General features: G+C 50.8%; 14 protein-coding genes. 6 read left to right on the top strand and 8 right to left on the bottom strand.

Translation table 11 applies throughout. The annotated features are described in order from the left end of the window. Positions 1-306: 306 nt before the first annotated feature. Positions 307-1,485 carry a D-xylose utilization transcriptional activator XylR gene (xylR, locus tag NNO03_RS02800; protein WP_048213671.1) on the top strand — a complete coding sequence of 393 codons (1,179 nt, stop codon included), beginning with the start codon at positions 307-309 and terminating at the stop codon, positions 1,483-1,485. 90 nt (positions 1,486-1,575) lie between these two features. Here xylR and NNO03_RS02805 read toward each other — a convergent pair whose 3' ends face one another. After that, entirely contained in the window at positions 1,576-2,400 is an 825-nt protein-coding gene (locus NNO03_RS02805) for a protein bax (RefSeq protein ID WP_061066797.1), read from the bottom strand. A gap of 316 nt (positions 2,401-2,716) precedes the next feature. On the opposite strand from NNO03_RS02805, the gene malS reads away from it, so the two are divergent. Both malS and avtA read left to right on the top strand, forming a co-directional pair. Beyond that, positions 2,717-4,747, top strand: coding sequence for an alpha-amylase (gene malS / locus NNO03_RS02810; protein ID WP_271448744.1), 2,031 nt, complete (start codon positions 2,717-2,719; stop codon positions 4,745-4,747). Between the two features lie 176 nt (positions 4,748-4,923). Then, the gene (gene avtA, locus NNO03_RS02815; protein WP_271448745.1) at positions 4,924-6,174 is read left to right on the top strand and encodes a valine--pyruvate transaminase; all 1,251 of its coding nucleotides are present in this window, start codon (positions 4,924-4,926) and stop codon (positions 6,172-6,174) included. Positions 6,175-6,210: 36 nt separating this feature from the next. Here the strand turns inward: avtA and NNO03_RS02820 are convergent, their stop codons facing one another. Together NNO03_RS02820 and NNO03_RS02825 are read right to left on the bottom strand one after the other, a co-directional pair. Next, entirely contained in the window at positions 6,211-6,684 is a 474-nt protein-coding gene (locus NNO03_RS02820; protein ID WP_271440375.1) for a 4Fe-4S dicluster domain-containing protein, read from the bottom strand. Positions 6,685-6,782: 98 nt separating this feature from the next. Continuing rightward, the gene (locus NNO03_RS02825) at positions 6,783-7,598 is read right to left on the bottom strand and encodes an AraC family transcriptional regulator (protein ID WP_271440374.1); all 816 of its coding nucleotides are present in this window, start codon (positions 7,596-7,598) and stop codon (positions 6,783-6,785) included. A 252-nt stretch (positions 7,599-7,850) separates the two neighbouring features. Here NNO03_RS02825 and NNO03_RS02830 point away from each other — a divergent pair, with 252 nt between their 5' ends. Both NNO03_RS02830 and NNO03_RS02835 read left to right on the top strand, forming a co-directional pair. Beyond that, positions 7,851-9,251 carry an MFS transporter gene (locus NNO03_RS02830; protein ID WP_271448746.1) on the top strand — a complete coding sequence of 467 codons (1,401 nt, stop codon included), beginning with the start codon at positions 7,851-7,853 and terminating at the stop codon, positions 9,249-9,251. 10 nt (positions 9,252-9,261) lie between these two features. Continuing rightward, complete coding sequence (locus tag NNO03_RS02835) at positions 9,262-11,217, top strand: glycoside hydrolase family 127 protein (protein WP_271448747.1); 1,956 nt, start codon at positions 9,262-9,264, stop codon at positions 11,215-11,217. Between the two features lie 100 nt (positions 11,218-11,317). Here the strand turns inward: NNO03_RS02835 and NNO03_RS02840 are convergent, their stop codons facing one another. Next, on the bottom strand, positions 11,318-12,058 hold the full coding sequence (locus NNO03_RS02840) for a MipA/OmpV family protein (RefSeq protein WP_271440371.1): 741 nt from the start codon (positions 12,056-12,058) through the stop codon (positions 11,318-11,320). Positions 12,059-12,179: 121 nt separating this feature from the next. On the opposite strand from NNO03_RS02840, the gene NNO03_RS02845 reads away from it, so the two are divergent. Beyond that, complete coding sequence (locus NNO03_RS02845; RefSeq protein WP_271440370.1) at positions 12,180-13,130, top strand: LysR family transcriptional regulator; 951 nt, start codon at positions 12,180-12,182, stop codon at positions 13,128-13,130. A gap of 16 nt (positions 13,131-13,146) precedes the next feature. On the opposite strand, the gene NNO03_RS02850 is transcribed toward NNO03_RS02845, so the two are convergent. From NNO03_RS02850 to yiaY, 4 genes are all read right to left on the bottom strand, one after another. Continuing rightward, complete coding sequence (locus NNO03_RS02850) at positions 13,147-14,283, bottom strand: HlyD family secretion protein (RefSeq protein ID WP_271448748.1); 1,137 nt, start codon at positions 14,281-14,283, stop codon at positions 13,147-13,149. A 5-nt stretch (positions 14,284-14,288) separates the two neighbouring features. Beyond that, positions 14,289-14,618, bottom strand: coding sequence for a DUF3302 domain-containing protein (locus NNO03_RS02855; RefSeq protein ID WP_271448749.1), 330 nt, complete (start codon positions 14,616-14,618; stop codon positions 14,289-14,291). 211 nt (positions 14,619-14,829) lie between these two features. After that, positions 14,830-16,368: an aldehyde dehydrogenase AldB gene (aldB, locus tag NNO03_RS02860; RefSeq protein WP_271448750.1), complete on the bottom strand. Its 1,539-nt coding sequence runs from the start codon at positions 16,366-16,368 to the stop codon at positions 14,830-14,832. 92 nt (positions 16,369-16,460) lie between these two features. Next, positions 16,461-17,612: an L-threonine dehydrogenase gene (yiaY, locus tag NNO03_RS02865; RefSeq protein WP_271448751.1), complete on the bottom strand. Its 1,152-nt coding sequence runs from the start codon at positions 17,610-17,612 to the stop codon at positions 16,461-16,463. Positions 17,613-17,664: the final 52 nt, after the last annotated feature.

Genomic DNA, 17,664 nt, shown 5'->3' on the forward strand with positions numbered 1-17,664 from the left:
GGAATTTCCTGATTTATTGCTCAATTACGTTATTTCACACCGCCATTAAGAGAATACCCAAATGTGCGCTGGCTCCCAAAAATGCACACTGAATAAGCAATTAAAAAAGCGATCGCGATCGGCTCTTCATCAATAAACAAAAAACCGTAATACGCAGATAAGAAATGACAATTGTCTTCCTGGTCGGGGTGTGTGAATTTTGCGTAGCGTTACGCAAATAAGAAATTTGTCACGCTTCATCAAGTAGTCGCACCTGCGGTTTTGGTAGTATCGACAGGCCACGTTAACCTTTCAGGATAGGCTCTTATGTTTGATAAACGACACCGCATCACCCTATTATTTAATGCTAATAAAGCCTATGACCGCCAGGTGGTAGAGGGCGTAGGTGAATATTTACAGGCATCGCAATCCGAGTGGGATATATTCATTGAGGAAGATTTCCGTGCCCGTATTGATAATATCAAAGACTGGTTAGGCGACGGTGTTATTGCTGATTATGACGATGATGACATTGCGCAATTACTTGCTGATGTCGATGTTCCCATCATCGGTGTCGGTGGTTCCTACCATCTTGAAAGCGATTATCCACCCGTCCATTACATTGCGACTGATAACCATGCACTGGTGGAAAGCGCTTTTTTGCATCTAAAAGAAAAAGGGGTCAACCGATTCGCATTTTATGGTCTGCCCTCTTCCAGCGGCAAGCGCTGGGCTGCCGAGCGTGAATATGCCTTTTGCCAGTTGGTCGCCAAAGAGAAGTACCGTGGCGTTGTTTATCAGGGGCTGGAAACCGCACCAGAAAACTGGCAGCACGCTCAAAATCGACTGGCGGACTGGCTGCAAACTTTACCCCCGCAAACCGGTATTATCGCCGTGACCGACGCGCGTGCGCGGCATGTTCTGCAGGCCTGCGAGCATTTGCATATCCCGGTGCCGGAAAAACTGTGTGTTATTGGGATCGATAACGAAGAACTCACCCGTTACCTGTCCCGGGTCGCACTGTCCTCCGTTGCTCAGGGCGCGCGACAAATGGGCTATCAGGCGGCAAAACTTCTGCACCGCTTACTGGCGAATGAAGAACTGCCGCTGCAACGCATTCTGGTGCCTCCGGTACGCGTCGTGAATCGTCGTTCAACCGACTATCGCTCACTGACCGATCCCGCTGTCATTCAGGCAATGCACTTTATCCGCAACCATGCCTGTAAAGGCATCAAAGTCGAACAAGTGCTGGATGCAGTTGGGATTTCACGTTCGAATCTCGAGAAGCGCTTTAAAGACGAGGTCGGGGAGACCATCCACGCCGTGATTCATGCCGAAAAACTGGAAAAAGCGCGTAGCCTGTTGATCTCCACGACGCTCGCGATAAACGAAATTTCACAAATGTGCGGCTACCCGTCGTTGCAGTATTTCTATTCCGTTTTCAAGAAAGAGTATGACACGACGCCAAAAGAGTACCGTGACATGAACAGTGAGGTGTTGCTGTAAGGGGAATTGTGCCGGATGGCGGCTTCGCCTTATCCGGCCCACAGAGCGACTCACAGGCCTGATAAGCGTCGCGCCATCAGGCCTGTGGAATTACATATGCGCGGCGATTAAACGCTGGTTATCCTGGTACATCGCGAACAGATAGTTATTGTAACTCTGTCCTTTGGTGGAGTACCCCTTCAGCTTATGGATCATCGCGGTCGCTGTTACTTCCTGATCGGCTTTACGCAACTGCGCGCGCGATTTACGGAAGGAAGAGTATGCCGGGTGCGTGTTCAGGTTAATGACATAGGCATTCACCGACTCTTTTACCGATTCAAACTGTGAGTAGCCTTTCACCTTACCGGGTGCATTGTTGCAGCGGCCTTTGACACATTTCATGCCAAACAGGTTGTTATTGCTACGCGCCAGTTTCGATGTGCCCCAACCGCTTTCAGCCGCAGCCATAGTCGCCACCATACTGGTAGGAATGATGTCTACGCGCTCAAGCAACGTATTCCATGGAATTTTACGCGTGTTACCAGACCAGCTCACCTTGTAGCGTTTCGCGATGTCTTTCATACGCGTACGCTCAGTCGGTGACCAGCGATTCTGGTACTGCTTTGAGATCAGCCAGTTACGGTCCGCCGTAATGGCAGCATTTTGACTGGTAATATAAGGCATAACCGTCCGGAGAAACGCTTTTTTCCTTGGTGTTCCGGAAGGGTATTTTCGCAAATCAGGAAGTGAACTACTCTTTGCACTATTGCGAGAATACTCTTGTTTACTGCTTACCTGTGTATTACTTGCCTTGATTACCTGGGGCTTATGACTCGTTGTCGCCGTGTGTGTCTTTGCCAGCACCTCACCCGAAAATGCAATGGTGAGTAACATAAGAATCATTGCCCCATATCGTCGAATGGGAGTCAATATCATTAGGTCTCCTGGTCGGATTTAAACATTCCAACACCTTATATTTTTCACAAAAATGAGAGATGAATCTCAAATCATATCAAAAATAGCCGTCAAGAGCACCCAAAGGAATAGTCCAATTCTGAAACTATGTCACGTACAAACCGTTCCGGGTGCGGTTAATTCGAAGAAAATGTGGAGGTTATCGCAAAATCAGGTCGTTTTTTGCGCGCGATCGCTCACCCTCATCTCTCATCCGGGCAAAATCGACGCTAAGGATGAGTTTCCGCTCTGATTTCACTGGCAAACTGGCGTAAATCGCAGCATCAAGGACAGCATTATGAAACTTGCCGCCGTTGCGCTGGTATTACTGCCCGGCATTGCCATCGCCTCATCATGGACTTCTCAGGGATTCCCGACTTTCGAAGCGGAAGGTACGGGTAAATTTGTCAGCCATGCAGCGTTGACGAAGGGTACTCGCCCTTTGACCCTGAATTTTGACCAACAGTGCTGGCAGCCTACAGATGCCATTAAACTCAATCAGATGCTGTCGCTAAAACCCTGTGAAGGCACACCGCCACAGTGGCGTTTATTTAAAGACGGCGATTACACATTGGAAGTCGATACCCGCTCCGGTACACCGACGCTAATGCTGTCAGTAAAAAATGAGGCGGACCCCATCACCGCCCAGATCCGCCAGTGTCCAAAATGGGATGGCTCGCCACTGACGCTGGATGTGAGCCAGACCTTCCCGGAAGGCACCGTGGTACGTGATTACTATAGCCAGCAAACGGCAACGGTGAAAAACGGAACCATTACCCTACAACCCGACGCGGCCGGTAATGGACTTTTACTGTTAGAACGGGCGGAAACAGATACACCTGCCGCTTTCGACTGGCACAACGCCACGGTGTATTTCGTACTGACAGACCGCTTTGAAAACGGTGATCCAACTAATGATCACAGCTATGGACGTCGCAATGACGGTATGCAGGAAATTGGTACCTTTCACGGGGGAGATTTACGCGGGCTGACCAACAAACTCGACTACCTGCAACATCTGGGCATCAACGCCTTGTGGATCAGCGCACCGTTTGAACAAATCCACGGCTGGGTTGGCGGTGGTACTAAAGGCGATTTTCCCCACTACGCCTATCACGGTTACTACACCCAGGACTGGACCACGCTCGACGCCAATATGGGTAACGAGGCCGACCTGCGCGCGCTGGTTGACGGCGCACATCAACGCGGCATCCGCATTCTGTTCGATATTGTCATGAACCATACCGGTTACGCCACGCTGGCTGATATGCAGGAGTACCAGTTTGGGGCGTTGTACTTGTCAGGTGAGGAACTGAAAAAAACGCTCGGTGAACGCTGGACGGACTGGAAACCCGTGTCCGGGCAGAGCTGGCACAGCTTTAATGATTACATCAACTTCAGTGATAAAGCCGCGTGGGAAAAATGGTGGGGGGAAAAGTGGATCCGCACTGACATTGGCGACTACGACAATCCAGGTTTTGACGACCTGACCATGTCGCTGGCTTTCCTGCCCGATCTGAAAACGGAGTCCACTGCGCCTTCGGGTTTGCCGAATTTTTATCAACACAAGCCGGATACCCACGCCAAAGCCATCCCTGGTTATACGCCACGAGATTATCTGACTCACTGGCTCAGCCAGTGGGTGCGTGACTACGGCATTGACGGTTTTCGGGTCGATACCGCTAAACATGTCGAGCTTCCGGCCTGGCAACAGCTAAAAGCGCAGGCCAGCTCAGCGTTGGCCGAATGGAAGAAAGCTAATCCAGACAAAGCGCTGGATGATAAACCCTTCTGGATGACCGGTGAGGCCTGGGGACATGGCGTCATGCAAAGCGATTATTACCGCCACGGTTTCGATGCGATGATCAATTTTGACTATCAGGAGCAGGCGGCCAGGGCCGTCGATTGTCTGGCGAATATCGATCTCACCTGGCAACAGATGGCCGATAAATTGCAGAATTTCAACGTGCTAAGCTATCTCTCATCACACGACACCCGGCTGTTCCGTGAAGGTGGAGACAAAGCCGCCGAGTTGTTGTTGCTGGCACCAGGCGCGGTACAACTTTTTTACGGTGACGAATCGGCACGCCCCTTCGGCCCAACCGGCTCAGACCCGTTACAAGGTACGCGCTCGCAGATGAACTGGCAGGACGTTAGCGGGAAATCGGCCGCCAGCGTCGCACACTGGCAGCGCATTAGCCAGTTCAGGGCCCGGCATCCCGCAATCGGAGCGGGTAAACAAACCACGCTTTCATTAAAGCAAGGATACGGATTTATCCGCGAACACGGCGACGATAAAGTCATGGTCGTGTGGGCCGGACAACGCTGATCCCAACAGGCTTCTCGTGCTCAACGGCGCGGGAAGCCAGATTCAATATAAAAAACTATCCAGCAAAAAATCTGCAGCACAAAACATCAATTCGGCTCTGTAGGCCTGATTTGCACCCCGCCATAGGTAGCGCTATGGTTAGCCACTTTAATACTGAGTTCGACAGACCACCTGCTATGACATTCTCACTTTTTGGCGACAAATTTACCCGCCATTCAGGCATCACACGCCTGATGGAGGACCTCAACGACGGCTTACGCACCCCAGGCGCTATCATGCTCGGTGGCGGTAATCCGGCACAAATCCCAGAGATGCAAAATTACTTCCAGTCTCTGCTGGCAGAGATGCTGGAAAACGGCAAAGCCACTGATGCGCTTTGTAATTATGACGGTCCACAAGGTAAAACCGAGCTACTGTCTGAGCTGGCGAAACTACTACGTGAGAAGCTGGGCTGGGATATCGAACCACAAAATATTGCACTGACAAATGGCAGTCAGAGCGCGTTTTTCTACTTATTCAACCTCTTCGCCGGACGTCGCGCCGATGGAACCACCCGAAAAGTGTTGTTCCCGTTGGCACCGGAATACATTGGTTATGCCGATTCAGGGCTCGAAGAAGACCTTTTCGTTTCAGCACGCCCAAACATCGAACTGTTACCGGAAGGCCAGTTTAAGTATCACGTTGACTTTGAACACCTGCATATCGGCGAAGAGACAGGCATGATTTGCGTGTCACGTCCGACGAACCCGACCGGCAATGTGATCACCGATGAAGAGCTGATGAAGCTGGACCGGCTGGCCAATCAGCATGGAATTCCGCTGGTTATCGATAACGCCTATGGTGTCCCATTCCCAGGCATCATTTTTAGCGAAGCGCGTCCGCTGTGGAACCCAAACATTGTACTGTGCATGAGCCTTTCCAAGCTGGGGCTACCGGGCTCTCGCTGCGGCATCATTATTGCTAATGAAAAAATCATCACCGCCATCACCAATATGAACGGCATTATCAGCCTTGCACCTGGCGGAATGGGTCCGGCAATCATGTGCGAAATGATCAAGCGCAACGACCTTCTGCGTCTGTCTGAGACGGTTATCAAACCGTTTTATTACCAGCGCGTTCAGGAAACAATTGCGATTATTCGCCGCTATTTATCTGAAGATCGCTGCCTGATTCATAAACCCGAAGGGGCGATTTTCCTGTGGTTATGGTTCAAGGATTTACCGATTTCCACCGAGCTGTTATATCAGCGTCTGAAAGCGCGCGGTGTCCTGATGGTGCCTGGCGACTATTTCTTCCCAGGGCTGGATAAACCCTGGCCGCATACGCATCAGTGCATGCGGATGAATTACGTACCGGACCCGGAAAAAATCGAGGCTGGCGTGAAGATTCTGGCTGAAGAGATAGAACACGCCTGGCTTGAAGGCTGACGAAAACCCCGATCTCTGTGCAGGTCGGGACTCGCTTTACAGCGGTTGTGACCGCAGACGCTGCCGCTGAATACTAACAGCATCAATGCACTGCAACGCGCTGGTCGGGCAGGCTTCTACACACGCCGGACCCGTCTCGCGATGCCAGCACAGATCGCATTTAATCGCCTGCACCCGTGACGTGTGCGCGACGACATTCATCGCCCCAAACGGGCAGGCCAGCATACAGCTTTTACAACCAATGCAACGCGCCTGTTCAACGAAGATATGTCCATGTTCACGGCGAATAGCGTACGTGGGACAGACGTTAGCGCAGGGCGCATCCTCACATTGATGGCAGGCAACTGCAGTGGTAAACGCATCATCTTTGATAACCCGGATCCGCGGGGCAAATGCTCCAGAGGAGACGGCCGCACAATCCTGGTTTTCCTGATGCGCGACGACACAGGCAACTTCACAGGTACGACACCCAATACACTTCGCCGCATCCGCCATAATAAACGCGTTCATTGCCCCCTCCATCTGCATGAAAATCACAGAGTGCCAGAGAGCCCGGTTATGCTGCCTTGATCGGACAAGGGAAACGGTTAAATTTTGTCAGGCTTCGGTTACGCCGAATTAATATGCTCCTTACAATAGCGGCGCTTCCACGCCGCCGGTGTCAGGCTGGTGTGCTTACGAAAGATTTTGCGAAAATAACCGACGTCATTAAATCCGCATTTCATCGCCACTTCAGTTAACGACAGTGAATCGCTAATGAGCAGCTTTTCTGCTGCTCTCACCCGTTGACGATGCAGCGCCTCGGTTAATGTCAGTTGAAAAGCACCACGAAATACACGCCCCAGATAGTCCGCATTACAATGTAGCTCTTTTGCCAGCGCTGAAGCCGAAATCGGCAGATGAAACTGAGTATGTATAATTTGCTGGGCCTTCCATGCCAGCGCATTACCAGGGCTATCAGCGGGCTGTTCGCTGGCAGCGGCGGATATTTGCTGCAGAATCAACAGCAAGAGCAGCTCTAATGCGATACTGCGATGTATATTTTCTTGCTCACGTAAGAACTGGCGAAACAGCGAAATAATATACTGCGGCTCACTCACCCGGGTATGCTGAGGAATTGTGAGTAGCGGTTCAGGTATGGCTGCGTCGGTTTCTGCCGCCACCTCAAAGTGCAGCCAGTAAAACTTCAGGTCGGCTGGAAATTGCCCCACGCCGATATGTAATCGTTGCGGCCATAACAGCAAACTTTCACCGGCATTCACGCGAAAAAGATCATTACCCTCGCGAATCGTTAATGTCCCTTTTTCAACAAAAATTATTTCCCAGGATTGCAATTGCCGTGCCGGATGACTACCGACACCACGGGAAATAAATAAGCCACCATTTTGCACTTTAATCGGAAGAGACATGGATAATTCGAGCATAACTATTCAAACCTCTGCTTTTTACATTATCTAACGTGCTCTTTACCTTTGATTATTCACGATAAAATCATGTTCTGCCGGATCAAAATCACATTTTCATAATGAAGTCGGAATTGTCATCTTTTTATACTTTTCCCTTCCCTTGTTGCGCTAAACATTTCGTGCAGAATAAATAACGTACTTTGCAAATTACCACTAAAAAACCCGCAATGTAGCGGGATACTTTCTGAACATCATCTCCAGGAGTTATTTATGACTTCGGCTCCGATTACGACAAGCGATTTAGCGCAACGTGCGCAAGACGACAAATTATCTCTGCGTGAAAAGATAGGTTATGGATTAGGCGATGCGGGTGGAACGGTAATTACCTGCCTGATCATGAACTTCCTCACCTTTTTCTACACCGACGTGTTCGGTTTAACGCCCGCACTGGTCGGTACACTGTTTATCGCTTTGCGTGTATTTGATGCCATTTCCGACCCCATTATGGGCATACTCGCCGACCGCACACAAAGCCGTTGGGGGCGCTTTCGCCCATGGCAACTGTGGATCGCAGTTCCCATTGGCATCATTGGTGTACTGACCTTTACCGTCCCGGACGCCAGTATGGGCGTAAAAATCGCGTGGGCGTTTGGCACCTATCTGCTGCTTTCCGTCGGCTACACCGCCATCAACGTGCCGTATTGCGCGCTGATCAACACCATGACAACCCGTCACAGTGAGGTCATCGGCTGTCAGTCCTGGCGCTTTGTGCTGTGCGGTGTAGCTGGATTCCTTGTCTCCGTAGGTCTGCCGTGGATGGTCGATGCTCTCGGTCAGGGCAATGCCGCGCAGGGTTATCAGTTCGGCGTTGGCATACTGTGTGCTATCGCGGTGGTAATGTTTCTGTGCTGTTTCTTCTGGGTGCGCGAGCGTGTGCCGCTGGCGATGATGGGGAAATTTACCCTGCGCGAACATATCGGCGGGCTACGTAAAAATGACCAGCTATTGCTGATGCTGGTGATGTCATTCCTGCTGATCAACGTTTTCAATATTCGCGGCGGCGGGTACATGTACTTCATTACCTACGTGCTGAAAGGCAGTACCGCTTACACGTCGCTGTTTTTCACCATGGTCACCTTCGCGTCCATCCTTGGCTCGGTGATTGTCAGTCCGCTAACCCGTCGCATCGATACCGTCAAACTCTATTACTACACCAACCTGGTACTGGCCGCGCTGGCGGTAATGATGTGGTTCCTGCCAACCGGCCCGGCCTATCAGACATTGTGGCTGGCGGTGATCCTCGGCAACGGCATTATTCTGGGCTTCACACTTCCGTTGCACTTCTCACTGATGGCTTTTGCCGACGATTACGGCGAGTGGAAAACCGGCGTTCGTTCATCAGGCATGAACTTCGCCTTCAACCTGTTTTTCATCAAACTGGCCTGGGCTTCCAGCGCGGGGATCATCAGCTTGTTGTTTATTTTTGTCGCCTACCAGCCAGGTGCCGGCAACCAAACTGTCAGTTCATTGCAAGGTATTACTGCCATGGAGACGCTGCTGCCAGCACTGTTCCACCTTCTGCTGGCACTCTTTATCCGCATCTGCAAACTCAATAACCCGATGATGTCGCGTATTTCCACCGATCTGCGTCAGCGTCATGTACAGCCTTAAGGAGCACGAAATGAACGTACTGGAAGTCGACCTGCATAAGCTTACGGTCAGCGATCCGTTCCTCGGACAATATCAGCAGCTGGTGCGTGATGTGGTGATCCCCTACCAGTGGGATGCACTCAATGACCGCATCGCCGAAGCCGATCCCAGCCATGCGATAGAAAACTTCCGTATTGCGGCCGGGCAACAAGAGGGCGAATTTTACGGCATGGTTTTCCAGGATAGCGACGTAGCGAAATGGCTGGAAGCCGTCGCCTGGTCACTGTGCCAAAAACCGGATGCCGAGCTCGAGAAAACCGCTGATGAGGTCATTGAACTGGTGGCTGCGGCACAGTGTGAAGATGGCTATCTCAATACTTACTTTACGGTAAAAGCACCGGATGAACGCTGGACCAACCTCGCCGAATGCCATGAACTGTACTGCGCCGGTCATTTAATTGAAGCGGGCGTCGCCTTCTTCCAGGCCACGGGAAAACGTCGCCTGTTAGACGTCGTTTGCCGCCTGGCAGATCATATCGACAGCGTTTTTGGGCCAGGTAAAAACCAGCTTCACGGCTACCCGGGTCATCCGGAAATTGAACTGGCGCTCATGCGATTGTACGAAGTGACCCAGCAATCACGCTATATGACGTTGGTAAACTACTTTGTTGAGCAGCGCGGCACACAGCCTCATTTCTACGACGAAGAGTACGAAAAACGCGGAAAAACCTCTTACTGGCACATATACGGCCCGGCGTGGATGGTGAAGGACAAGCCCTACAGCCAGGCACATCAACCGATTTCAGAACAGCAAACAGCCATCGGTCATGCCGTGCGCTTTGTCTATCTGATGACTGGCGTTGCGCATCTGGCGCGTTTAAGCCAGGACGAGAGCAAACGTCAGGATTGTCTGCGTCTGTGGAACAATATGGCCCAGCGTCAGCTGTATATTACGGGTGGAATCGGCTCTCAGAGCAGCGGTGAAGCATTTAGCAGCGATTACGATCTCCCCAACGATTCCGTATATGCAGAAAGCTGCGCCTCAATCGGACTGATGATGTTCGCCCGCCGGATGCTGGAGATGGAGGCCGACAGCCAGTATGCCGATGTCATGGAGCGTGCATTGTACAACACCGTACTCGGTGGCATGGCGCTGGACGGCAAGCATTTTTTCTACGTTAACCCGCTGGAAGTGCATCCTAAATCGTTAAAATTCAATCATATTTATGATCACGTTAAACCTGTTCGTCAGCGCTGGTTCGGTTGCGCCTGCTGTCCACCGAATATCGCCCGCGTCTTAACCTCAATTGGTCATTACCTCTACACACCACGTCAGGACGCGCTGTATATCAATATGTATGTGGGCAATAGCATGGAGGTTCCCGTTGAGAACGGGACGCTCAAATTACGCATTAGTGGCAACTATCCGTGGCATGAGCAGGTAAAAATCACCATTGATTCAGTCCAGCCGGTGTATCACACCCTGGCGTTACGCCTGCCAGACTGGTGCTCCGCACCACAGGTCACACTGAATGGTCTGCCGGTTGAACAGGATATTCGCAAAGGGTATCTGCACATCAGTCGCACCTGGCAGGAGGGCGATACGCTCAGCCTGACGCTTCCTATGCCAGTGCGTCGGGTGTACGGGAACCCACTTGTTCGCCATGTTGCGGGTAAAGTTGCCGTTCAACGTGGACCGCTGGTGTATTGCCTGGAGCAAGCCGACAATGGTGAAGAGTTACATAACCTGTGGCTGCCGAAAGAGAGTGAATTCAGGGTATTTGAGGGTAAGGGATTGTTCAGCCATAAAATGCTGATTCAAGCTGAAGGCGTGAAACACAGCGCGAACGATGCGACGCAACAGTCCTTGTGGCACTACGATGTATCCCCCTCTTCCCGCAAGGCGCAGACATTAACATTTATTCCGTGGTTTAGCTGGGCAAACCGTGGTGAAGGTGAAATGCGCATCTGGGTAAACGAGCAGTAGCTGAAAGCGTGCCGGATGACGACGCTTCGCGTCTTATCCGGCCTACAACACCCATCCAGGTAGGCCTGATAAGCGAAGCGCCATCAGGCACGTATTTAAATCAGAAACGCCATGTCAGACCGGACATCAAGGTGAAGCTGTCGTCGCGATCAACCATTGGGCTATTCTTAATATCATCCGGTAGCACGCTATAGTTGGCGCTTGCCAGCAACGTCAGATTAGTGGTTAACGCATATTTTGCCGACAGCCCGACATAGGGCGTCCAGCTATCGCCTGGGGAATAACTTGATAACCCGCTACGGCGGGATTCATTGCCAGATATACCGTAGTAATATTCGTTGAAGTTTTCGTCATAGTAGAGCACGCCAATCGCAGGCGTCAGCGTCAGCTTACCCATTGGCATTTGGCGGAACAGCGACAATTCCCCGACCCAACCATTGCTGTTGTCCAGAACATCTGCCGCCGCGGAGACTTTCACGCTGCCCCATTTCTCATGGTGATACCACGCGGCACCCGCCATAGCGGTCGCATCGCGCTTATCCAGCTTTTTCATCGCATGATCGTCGTTATCACCTGGATCAAACTCAAGCGGCATGTATGAGGCAGTAAGACTAAATTCATTACTTTTACTCTTCGACAAAATATAGCCTAACGTTGTTTGCCTAAAATAAAATGATTCACTTTCATAACTGACAAGCGGTACTGCGTGAACATTATCATTATATCCACGATAAGGAGATTCATTATATACAGCGCCACCGCCAATAGAAAATTCCGCGGCTGTCGCACTCGCCATAAAAGAAAAGGCAAATAGCGCCACAATATTGCGTTTAATTAACATGCCAACATTCCATTTTAAAATAAGCTACAAAGCGCGTGCATAATAATGCTTACAATTTCATCGGTGCAACATCCATATTTATATAGTAATATATAAAAAATTATATATATCGGGCTTGGCGATGAATAAATTACAACTCAAACACCGGGAACTGAAGATTATTTCGGTCATTGCTGCCAGTGAAAACATCAGTCACGCTGCCACAGTTCTCGGCATTGCACAGGCCAATGTCAGCAAATATCTTGCTGATTTTGAATCAAAAGTAGGGCTAAAGGTGTTTGACCGAACCACCCGGCAGCTGACCCTCACGCCGTTTGGTACTGCGCTGCTCCCTTACATCAATGACATGTTAGATCGAAACGATCAGTTGAATAATTTCATTGCTGATTATAAGCATGAAAAACGTGGCAAAGTAACGGTATATGCACCAACCGGAATTATTGCCTACTTATCACAACATGTTATTGCTAAAATCCATGATATTGGTGGTATTAGCCTTTCGCTAAAAACATGTAATCTGGAACGGAACGCATTTTATGAAGGCGTAGAGTTTCCCGATGACTGTGACGTTTTAATCACTTATGCGCATCCCAAAGACGAATCATTGGTCGCCAGTTTTATTACTAAATATGCAGTAACGGCCTTTGCCAGCCCGGAATATATTAGCACTCATCCTATAAGTGGCCCTGAAGATCTTGAACAGCACTCTTGTATTCTGATTGATTCCATGATGATCGACGATGCCAATATTTGGCGATTTACCTCCACCGGCGGCAAAGAGATGCACGACTACCGCGTGACGGGAAATTACGTCTGCGACAACACGCAATCTGCACTGGCGCTGGCTCGAAACCATCTGGGCATTGTTTTTGCGCCGAATACGAGCGTGCAAAAGGATGTTCAGGCCGGGCTGCTGGTTCCGTGTTTTTCTGAACAACATGAATGGTGGCTGGATTTGGTCGCGATCTTCCGCAAGCGTGAATATCAGCCCTGGCGAGTGCAGTTTATTCTTGATGAGATGCTGGCAGAGATACGCCAGCAGCTTACTCAGGCGCTACGACAGCCTGAGTAGGCCAAATAGCCGGCGTCTAGTGGTCGAGATACAGGTAGTGCACCCAGCTGGTCATCCGCAGCAAGACCTTGCGCATGACCGACACATGTTCGAAGTGGTCTGAGTAGACAGCGACCTGGGCGTAAATCCCATCAGGTAACGCGCTCACATCCGCATTTTCATTCAATTCGATTGTGGCAATCACCCCTTCTGAACCAGGCGTAGAATTCAACGATTGCAACGCCCCGTTCGACTGATACGTCCCTCCCGGAACGGCTGGGCTAATAGCCGCCAGCTTACCGCTAAACACTTTACCCGGTAGTGCATTAAACACCACTTCGGCTTCATCGCCGGGTTCCAGTCGCAGCAACGAATTTTGGCGGAATTGGGCGATAATTTGCCGTTTTTGATCCGGAATAAACACCATTACCGGGCGCATCGGCAGCGCAGCGGCATAGGTTCCCGGCCGCATCAATACCTGCGTAACGTAACCATCACTGGGTGCGCGAACCACGGTCTGATCCAGGTTAAACTCCGCTTCGGCCAACTGTGCTTTCAGGCTGGCAATTTGCGAATTTTCACCCAACACCAGGCTGTCTAACTGACTCTGTATTTGCTGTTGTTCGGCAATCGAGGATTTCACCGCGGCTTCCTGCGCCAGATAGTTTTGTCGCGCCGCATCAATATCGCGTTCAGAGAAAGGATTCACCTTCGCCTGACTCCCCTGCGCATAGCGTTGGTAATCTTTCGCCAGCTTGTCACGTGTGGCTTTTGCCCGCTGCGTATTTGCAGCCATTTCATCCAGCTGCGCAGCAAGAGCCTGCTCTTTATGCTGGGCCGTGACAATGTCGGCTTTCAGGCGGTCAACCCGCGCCTGATAACGTCCCGGATTCAGTTTAAACAGAACTTCGCCTTTTTTGATCAGCGTGTTCTTCTTATCCGTGACTTCCGTTACCACTCCCGTCACTTGCGGCACGACGGGAATAGAAATTACCGCCTTTTGTGCTTTAAATGTATAAGGGTGGTTATAATTCATCAGTAATATAAGACCACACACAATAAATATACCGCCCAATGCTGCGGTGGGTACTGTCCATTTATTTACAGGAATTTTAAAAATTTTAAATATTGACCATGCGCACGCGACATAGGTTAGAACAATCAGTAAATCCATCGATATTACTCCGCCGGGGAGGTCTTCGCCTCACCCAGTTTCTTTTCCAGATCGGCAACCCTTGCCTGAAGCTGGGTCAGGGAAGAGTCAGCACTCTGATTTTGCATGCCCCACCCACGCTCCGGGCGATAAAGCGTTGCCCAGATCCATAAAAAGGGCCAAATAACATGTAAGGTAAACAAACTAACCCAACCCGCAACGTGTATTGCGTCAGCATGTGGATGGTTACGTTTCTTTGCAATTAGATAGGGAATATCATGCAGAATAATAATCCCGTAAAAAATGACCAGGAATACAAAAATAAGCACTCCTAATGCAAAATAATCAAGGAACATATTTGCCTCAGGGATTTAAATTAAAAAAATAGGCTGCTGTTTGATTTAAACAATAGCGTTGATAATACTAGTGGAATGACCAGATTGGATGCAATGGTGTTATTTATATAACGATATATGGGTTTCTATATATACCCGTCGTCTTTCGAGCGGCAGGACATAACTTGATGCCCGGTACGCTAAACGCGCCCGGGCAGTAAGTGACGGGATATTAGAACAGTCCTAGCGGTTTATCCGAGTAGCTCACCAACAGGCACTTGGTTTGCTGATAATGCTCGAGCATCATTTTGTGTGTCTCGCGCCCGATGCCCGACTGCTTATAGCCGCCGAACGCGGCGTGGGCCGGGTAAGCGTGGTAACAGTTGGTCCAGACACGGCCTGCCTGAATACCGCGTCCCATCTTGTATGCCAGATTACCGTTACGACTCCAGACGCCGGCACCTAGCCCATATTGCGTGTCATTGGCGATTTCCAGCGCCTCATCCATGGTTTTAAAGGTGGTGACCGCCAGTACCGGGCCAAAGATCTCCTCCTGGAAAACACGCATGTTGTTCTTACCGAACAGAATGGTAGGTTCGAGGTAGTAGCCTTCTTTTAGCTCACCCTCCAGCTGCTTACGCCGTCCGCCGGTCAGCACATCCGCCCCTTCTTTCTTACCAATATCGATGTAATTCAGAATGGTTTCCAGTTGACCATGGGAAACCTGCGCCCCCATTTGTGTGATGCTGTCCAACGGGTTGCCGCTGCGGATACTCTCTACGCGACGAATCGCTCTTTCCATGAAACGTTCGTAAATGGATTCCTGTACCAATGCGCGGCTTGGGCAGGTACATACCTCACCCTGGTTAAATGCAAATAGCGCAAAGCCTTCCAGCGCCTTGTCGAAGAACGCATCTTCTTCATCCATCACATCAGCGAAGAAGATATTTGGCGACTTACCGCCCAGTTCCAGCGTCACCGGGATGATGTTTTGCGTTGCGTACTGCATGATCTGCTGCCCGACTTCCGTCGAACCGGTAAACGCCACTTTCGCAATGCGTTTTGACGTCGCCAGATACTCCCCGATTTCCCCACCAGCACCGTTCACCACGTTCACCACGCCCGGCGGTAGCAGGTCACCCACCACTTCCATCAGCAGCAGCACAGAAAGCGGTGTCAGACGCGCAGGTTTGAGCACTACGCAGTTCCCCGCCGCCAGCGCAGGCGCCATCTTCCAGCTCGCCATCAGCAGTGGGAAATTCCACGGAATAATTTGTCCTACCACGCCAAGAGGTTCGTGGAAGTGATACGCCACAGTGTCGCTATCAACTTCACTAATTCCCCCTTCCTGTGCGCGGATACAGGAGGCGAAGTAGCGGAAATGGTCAATGGCCAGCGGCACGTCAGCGGCGCTGGTTTCGCGAATAGGTTTGCCGTTATCCCAGGTTTCTGCGGTGGCCAACAGCTCCAGGTTTTGCTCCATACGGTCGGCAATTTTGAACAGAATCGCCGCTCTGTCCTGCACCGAGGTATGCGCCCATTTATCTTTTATTTTGTGCGCGGCATCCAGTGCCAGATCGATATCCTTCTTACCGGAAGAGGCCACTTCGCACAGCAATTGCCCGGTGACCGGCGTCAGGTTTTGGTAATACTCGCCGTCCACCGGCGCGACCCAGTCTCCGCCGATAAAGTTATCGTATCGGGCCTTTAACTTCAGAGGGTAACCATATTCGCCGGGATAAATACGCGTTGAAGGGGGGTTATTGGTCATGACCGTCTCCTTGCTGTAGGGGTATTACAAAGGTAGACGGGACTGGCGAATTATTCGCCAGCCTTTTACTGCTTTACGACAGATATCACGAATTACATTGCCGCGCGGTAGATCGCCATGATTTCCTCATGGGTCGCCTGGATCGGGTTAGTAAAGCCACAGGCATCTTTCAGGGCATTGGTAGCCAGAACAGCAAAGTCTTCTTCCTTAACGTTCAGCTCACGCAAACCTGCCGGAATATTCACTTTCTGGGCCAGTTCACGGATTGCCGCGATGCAGGCTTCGGCGCCTTGCGCTTCGTTCAATCCAGCCACGTCGACGCCCATTGCCGCAGCGCAATCGCGCAGACGCGCTGCGGCAACCTTGCTATTGAACACCTGAACGTGCGGCAGCAGTACTGCGTTGCAGACACCGTGTGGCAGGTCGTAGAAACCACCCAACTGATGCGCCATCGCGTGAACGTAACCAAGAGAGGCGTTGTTGAATGCCATACCCGCGAGGAACTGCGCATAAGCCATCGCTTCACGCGCCTGAGCATTGGCACCATCATCCACGGCGATCGTCAGGTTCTCTGCAATCATCGTCACAGCTTTAAGCGCACATGCATCGGTGATCGGCGTTGCCGCAATGGAGACATACGCTTCAATCGCGTGAGTCAGCGCATCCATACCGGTTGCCGCAGTCAGGGACTTCGGCATACCGACCATCAGCGAGGAATCATTGACGGACAGCAGCGGCGTAACATGCTTATCCACAATCGCCATTTTGATGTGACGTACTTCGTCGGTAATGATGCAAAAACGGGTCATTTCAGATGCCGTTCCTGCCGTCGTGTTAATGGCAATCATCGGCAACTGTGGTTTTGCAGAACGGTCGACACCTTCGTAATCACTAATATCGCCGCCGTTAGCCGCCACCAGCGCAATCCCTTTCGCACAATCGTGTGGGGAACCGCCGCCGAGGGAAATTACGCTATCACAGGCATTTTCTTTCAGCATTTGCAGACCTGCGGCAACGTTGCTGGTTGTCGGATTAGGATGCGTACCATCATAAATTACGCTGAAAATATCACGTTCCTGCAGCGCTTTTTGAATTTCACTCGCCATGCCTAATTTCGCCAGCATGGCATCCGTGACAATTAACGTACGACGAAATCCATATTCCGCCATTGTATTCATTGCATCTTTTAATGAATCAGCGCCAATTACATTCACGGAAGGAATAAAAAATGTTGAAGCAGCCATTGTACGATCCTTAATTACTCAAAAGAGGAAGGAAGCATACGAGTGATAATCC

This window comes from Citrobacter sp. Igbk 16 (genome assembly GCF_028069755.1).
Classification (GTDB): Bacteria; Pseudomonadota; Gammaproteobacteria; order Enterobacterales; family Enterobacteriaceae; genus Citrobacter.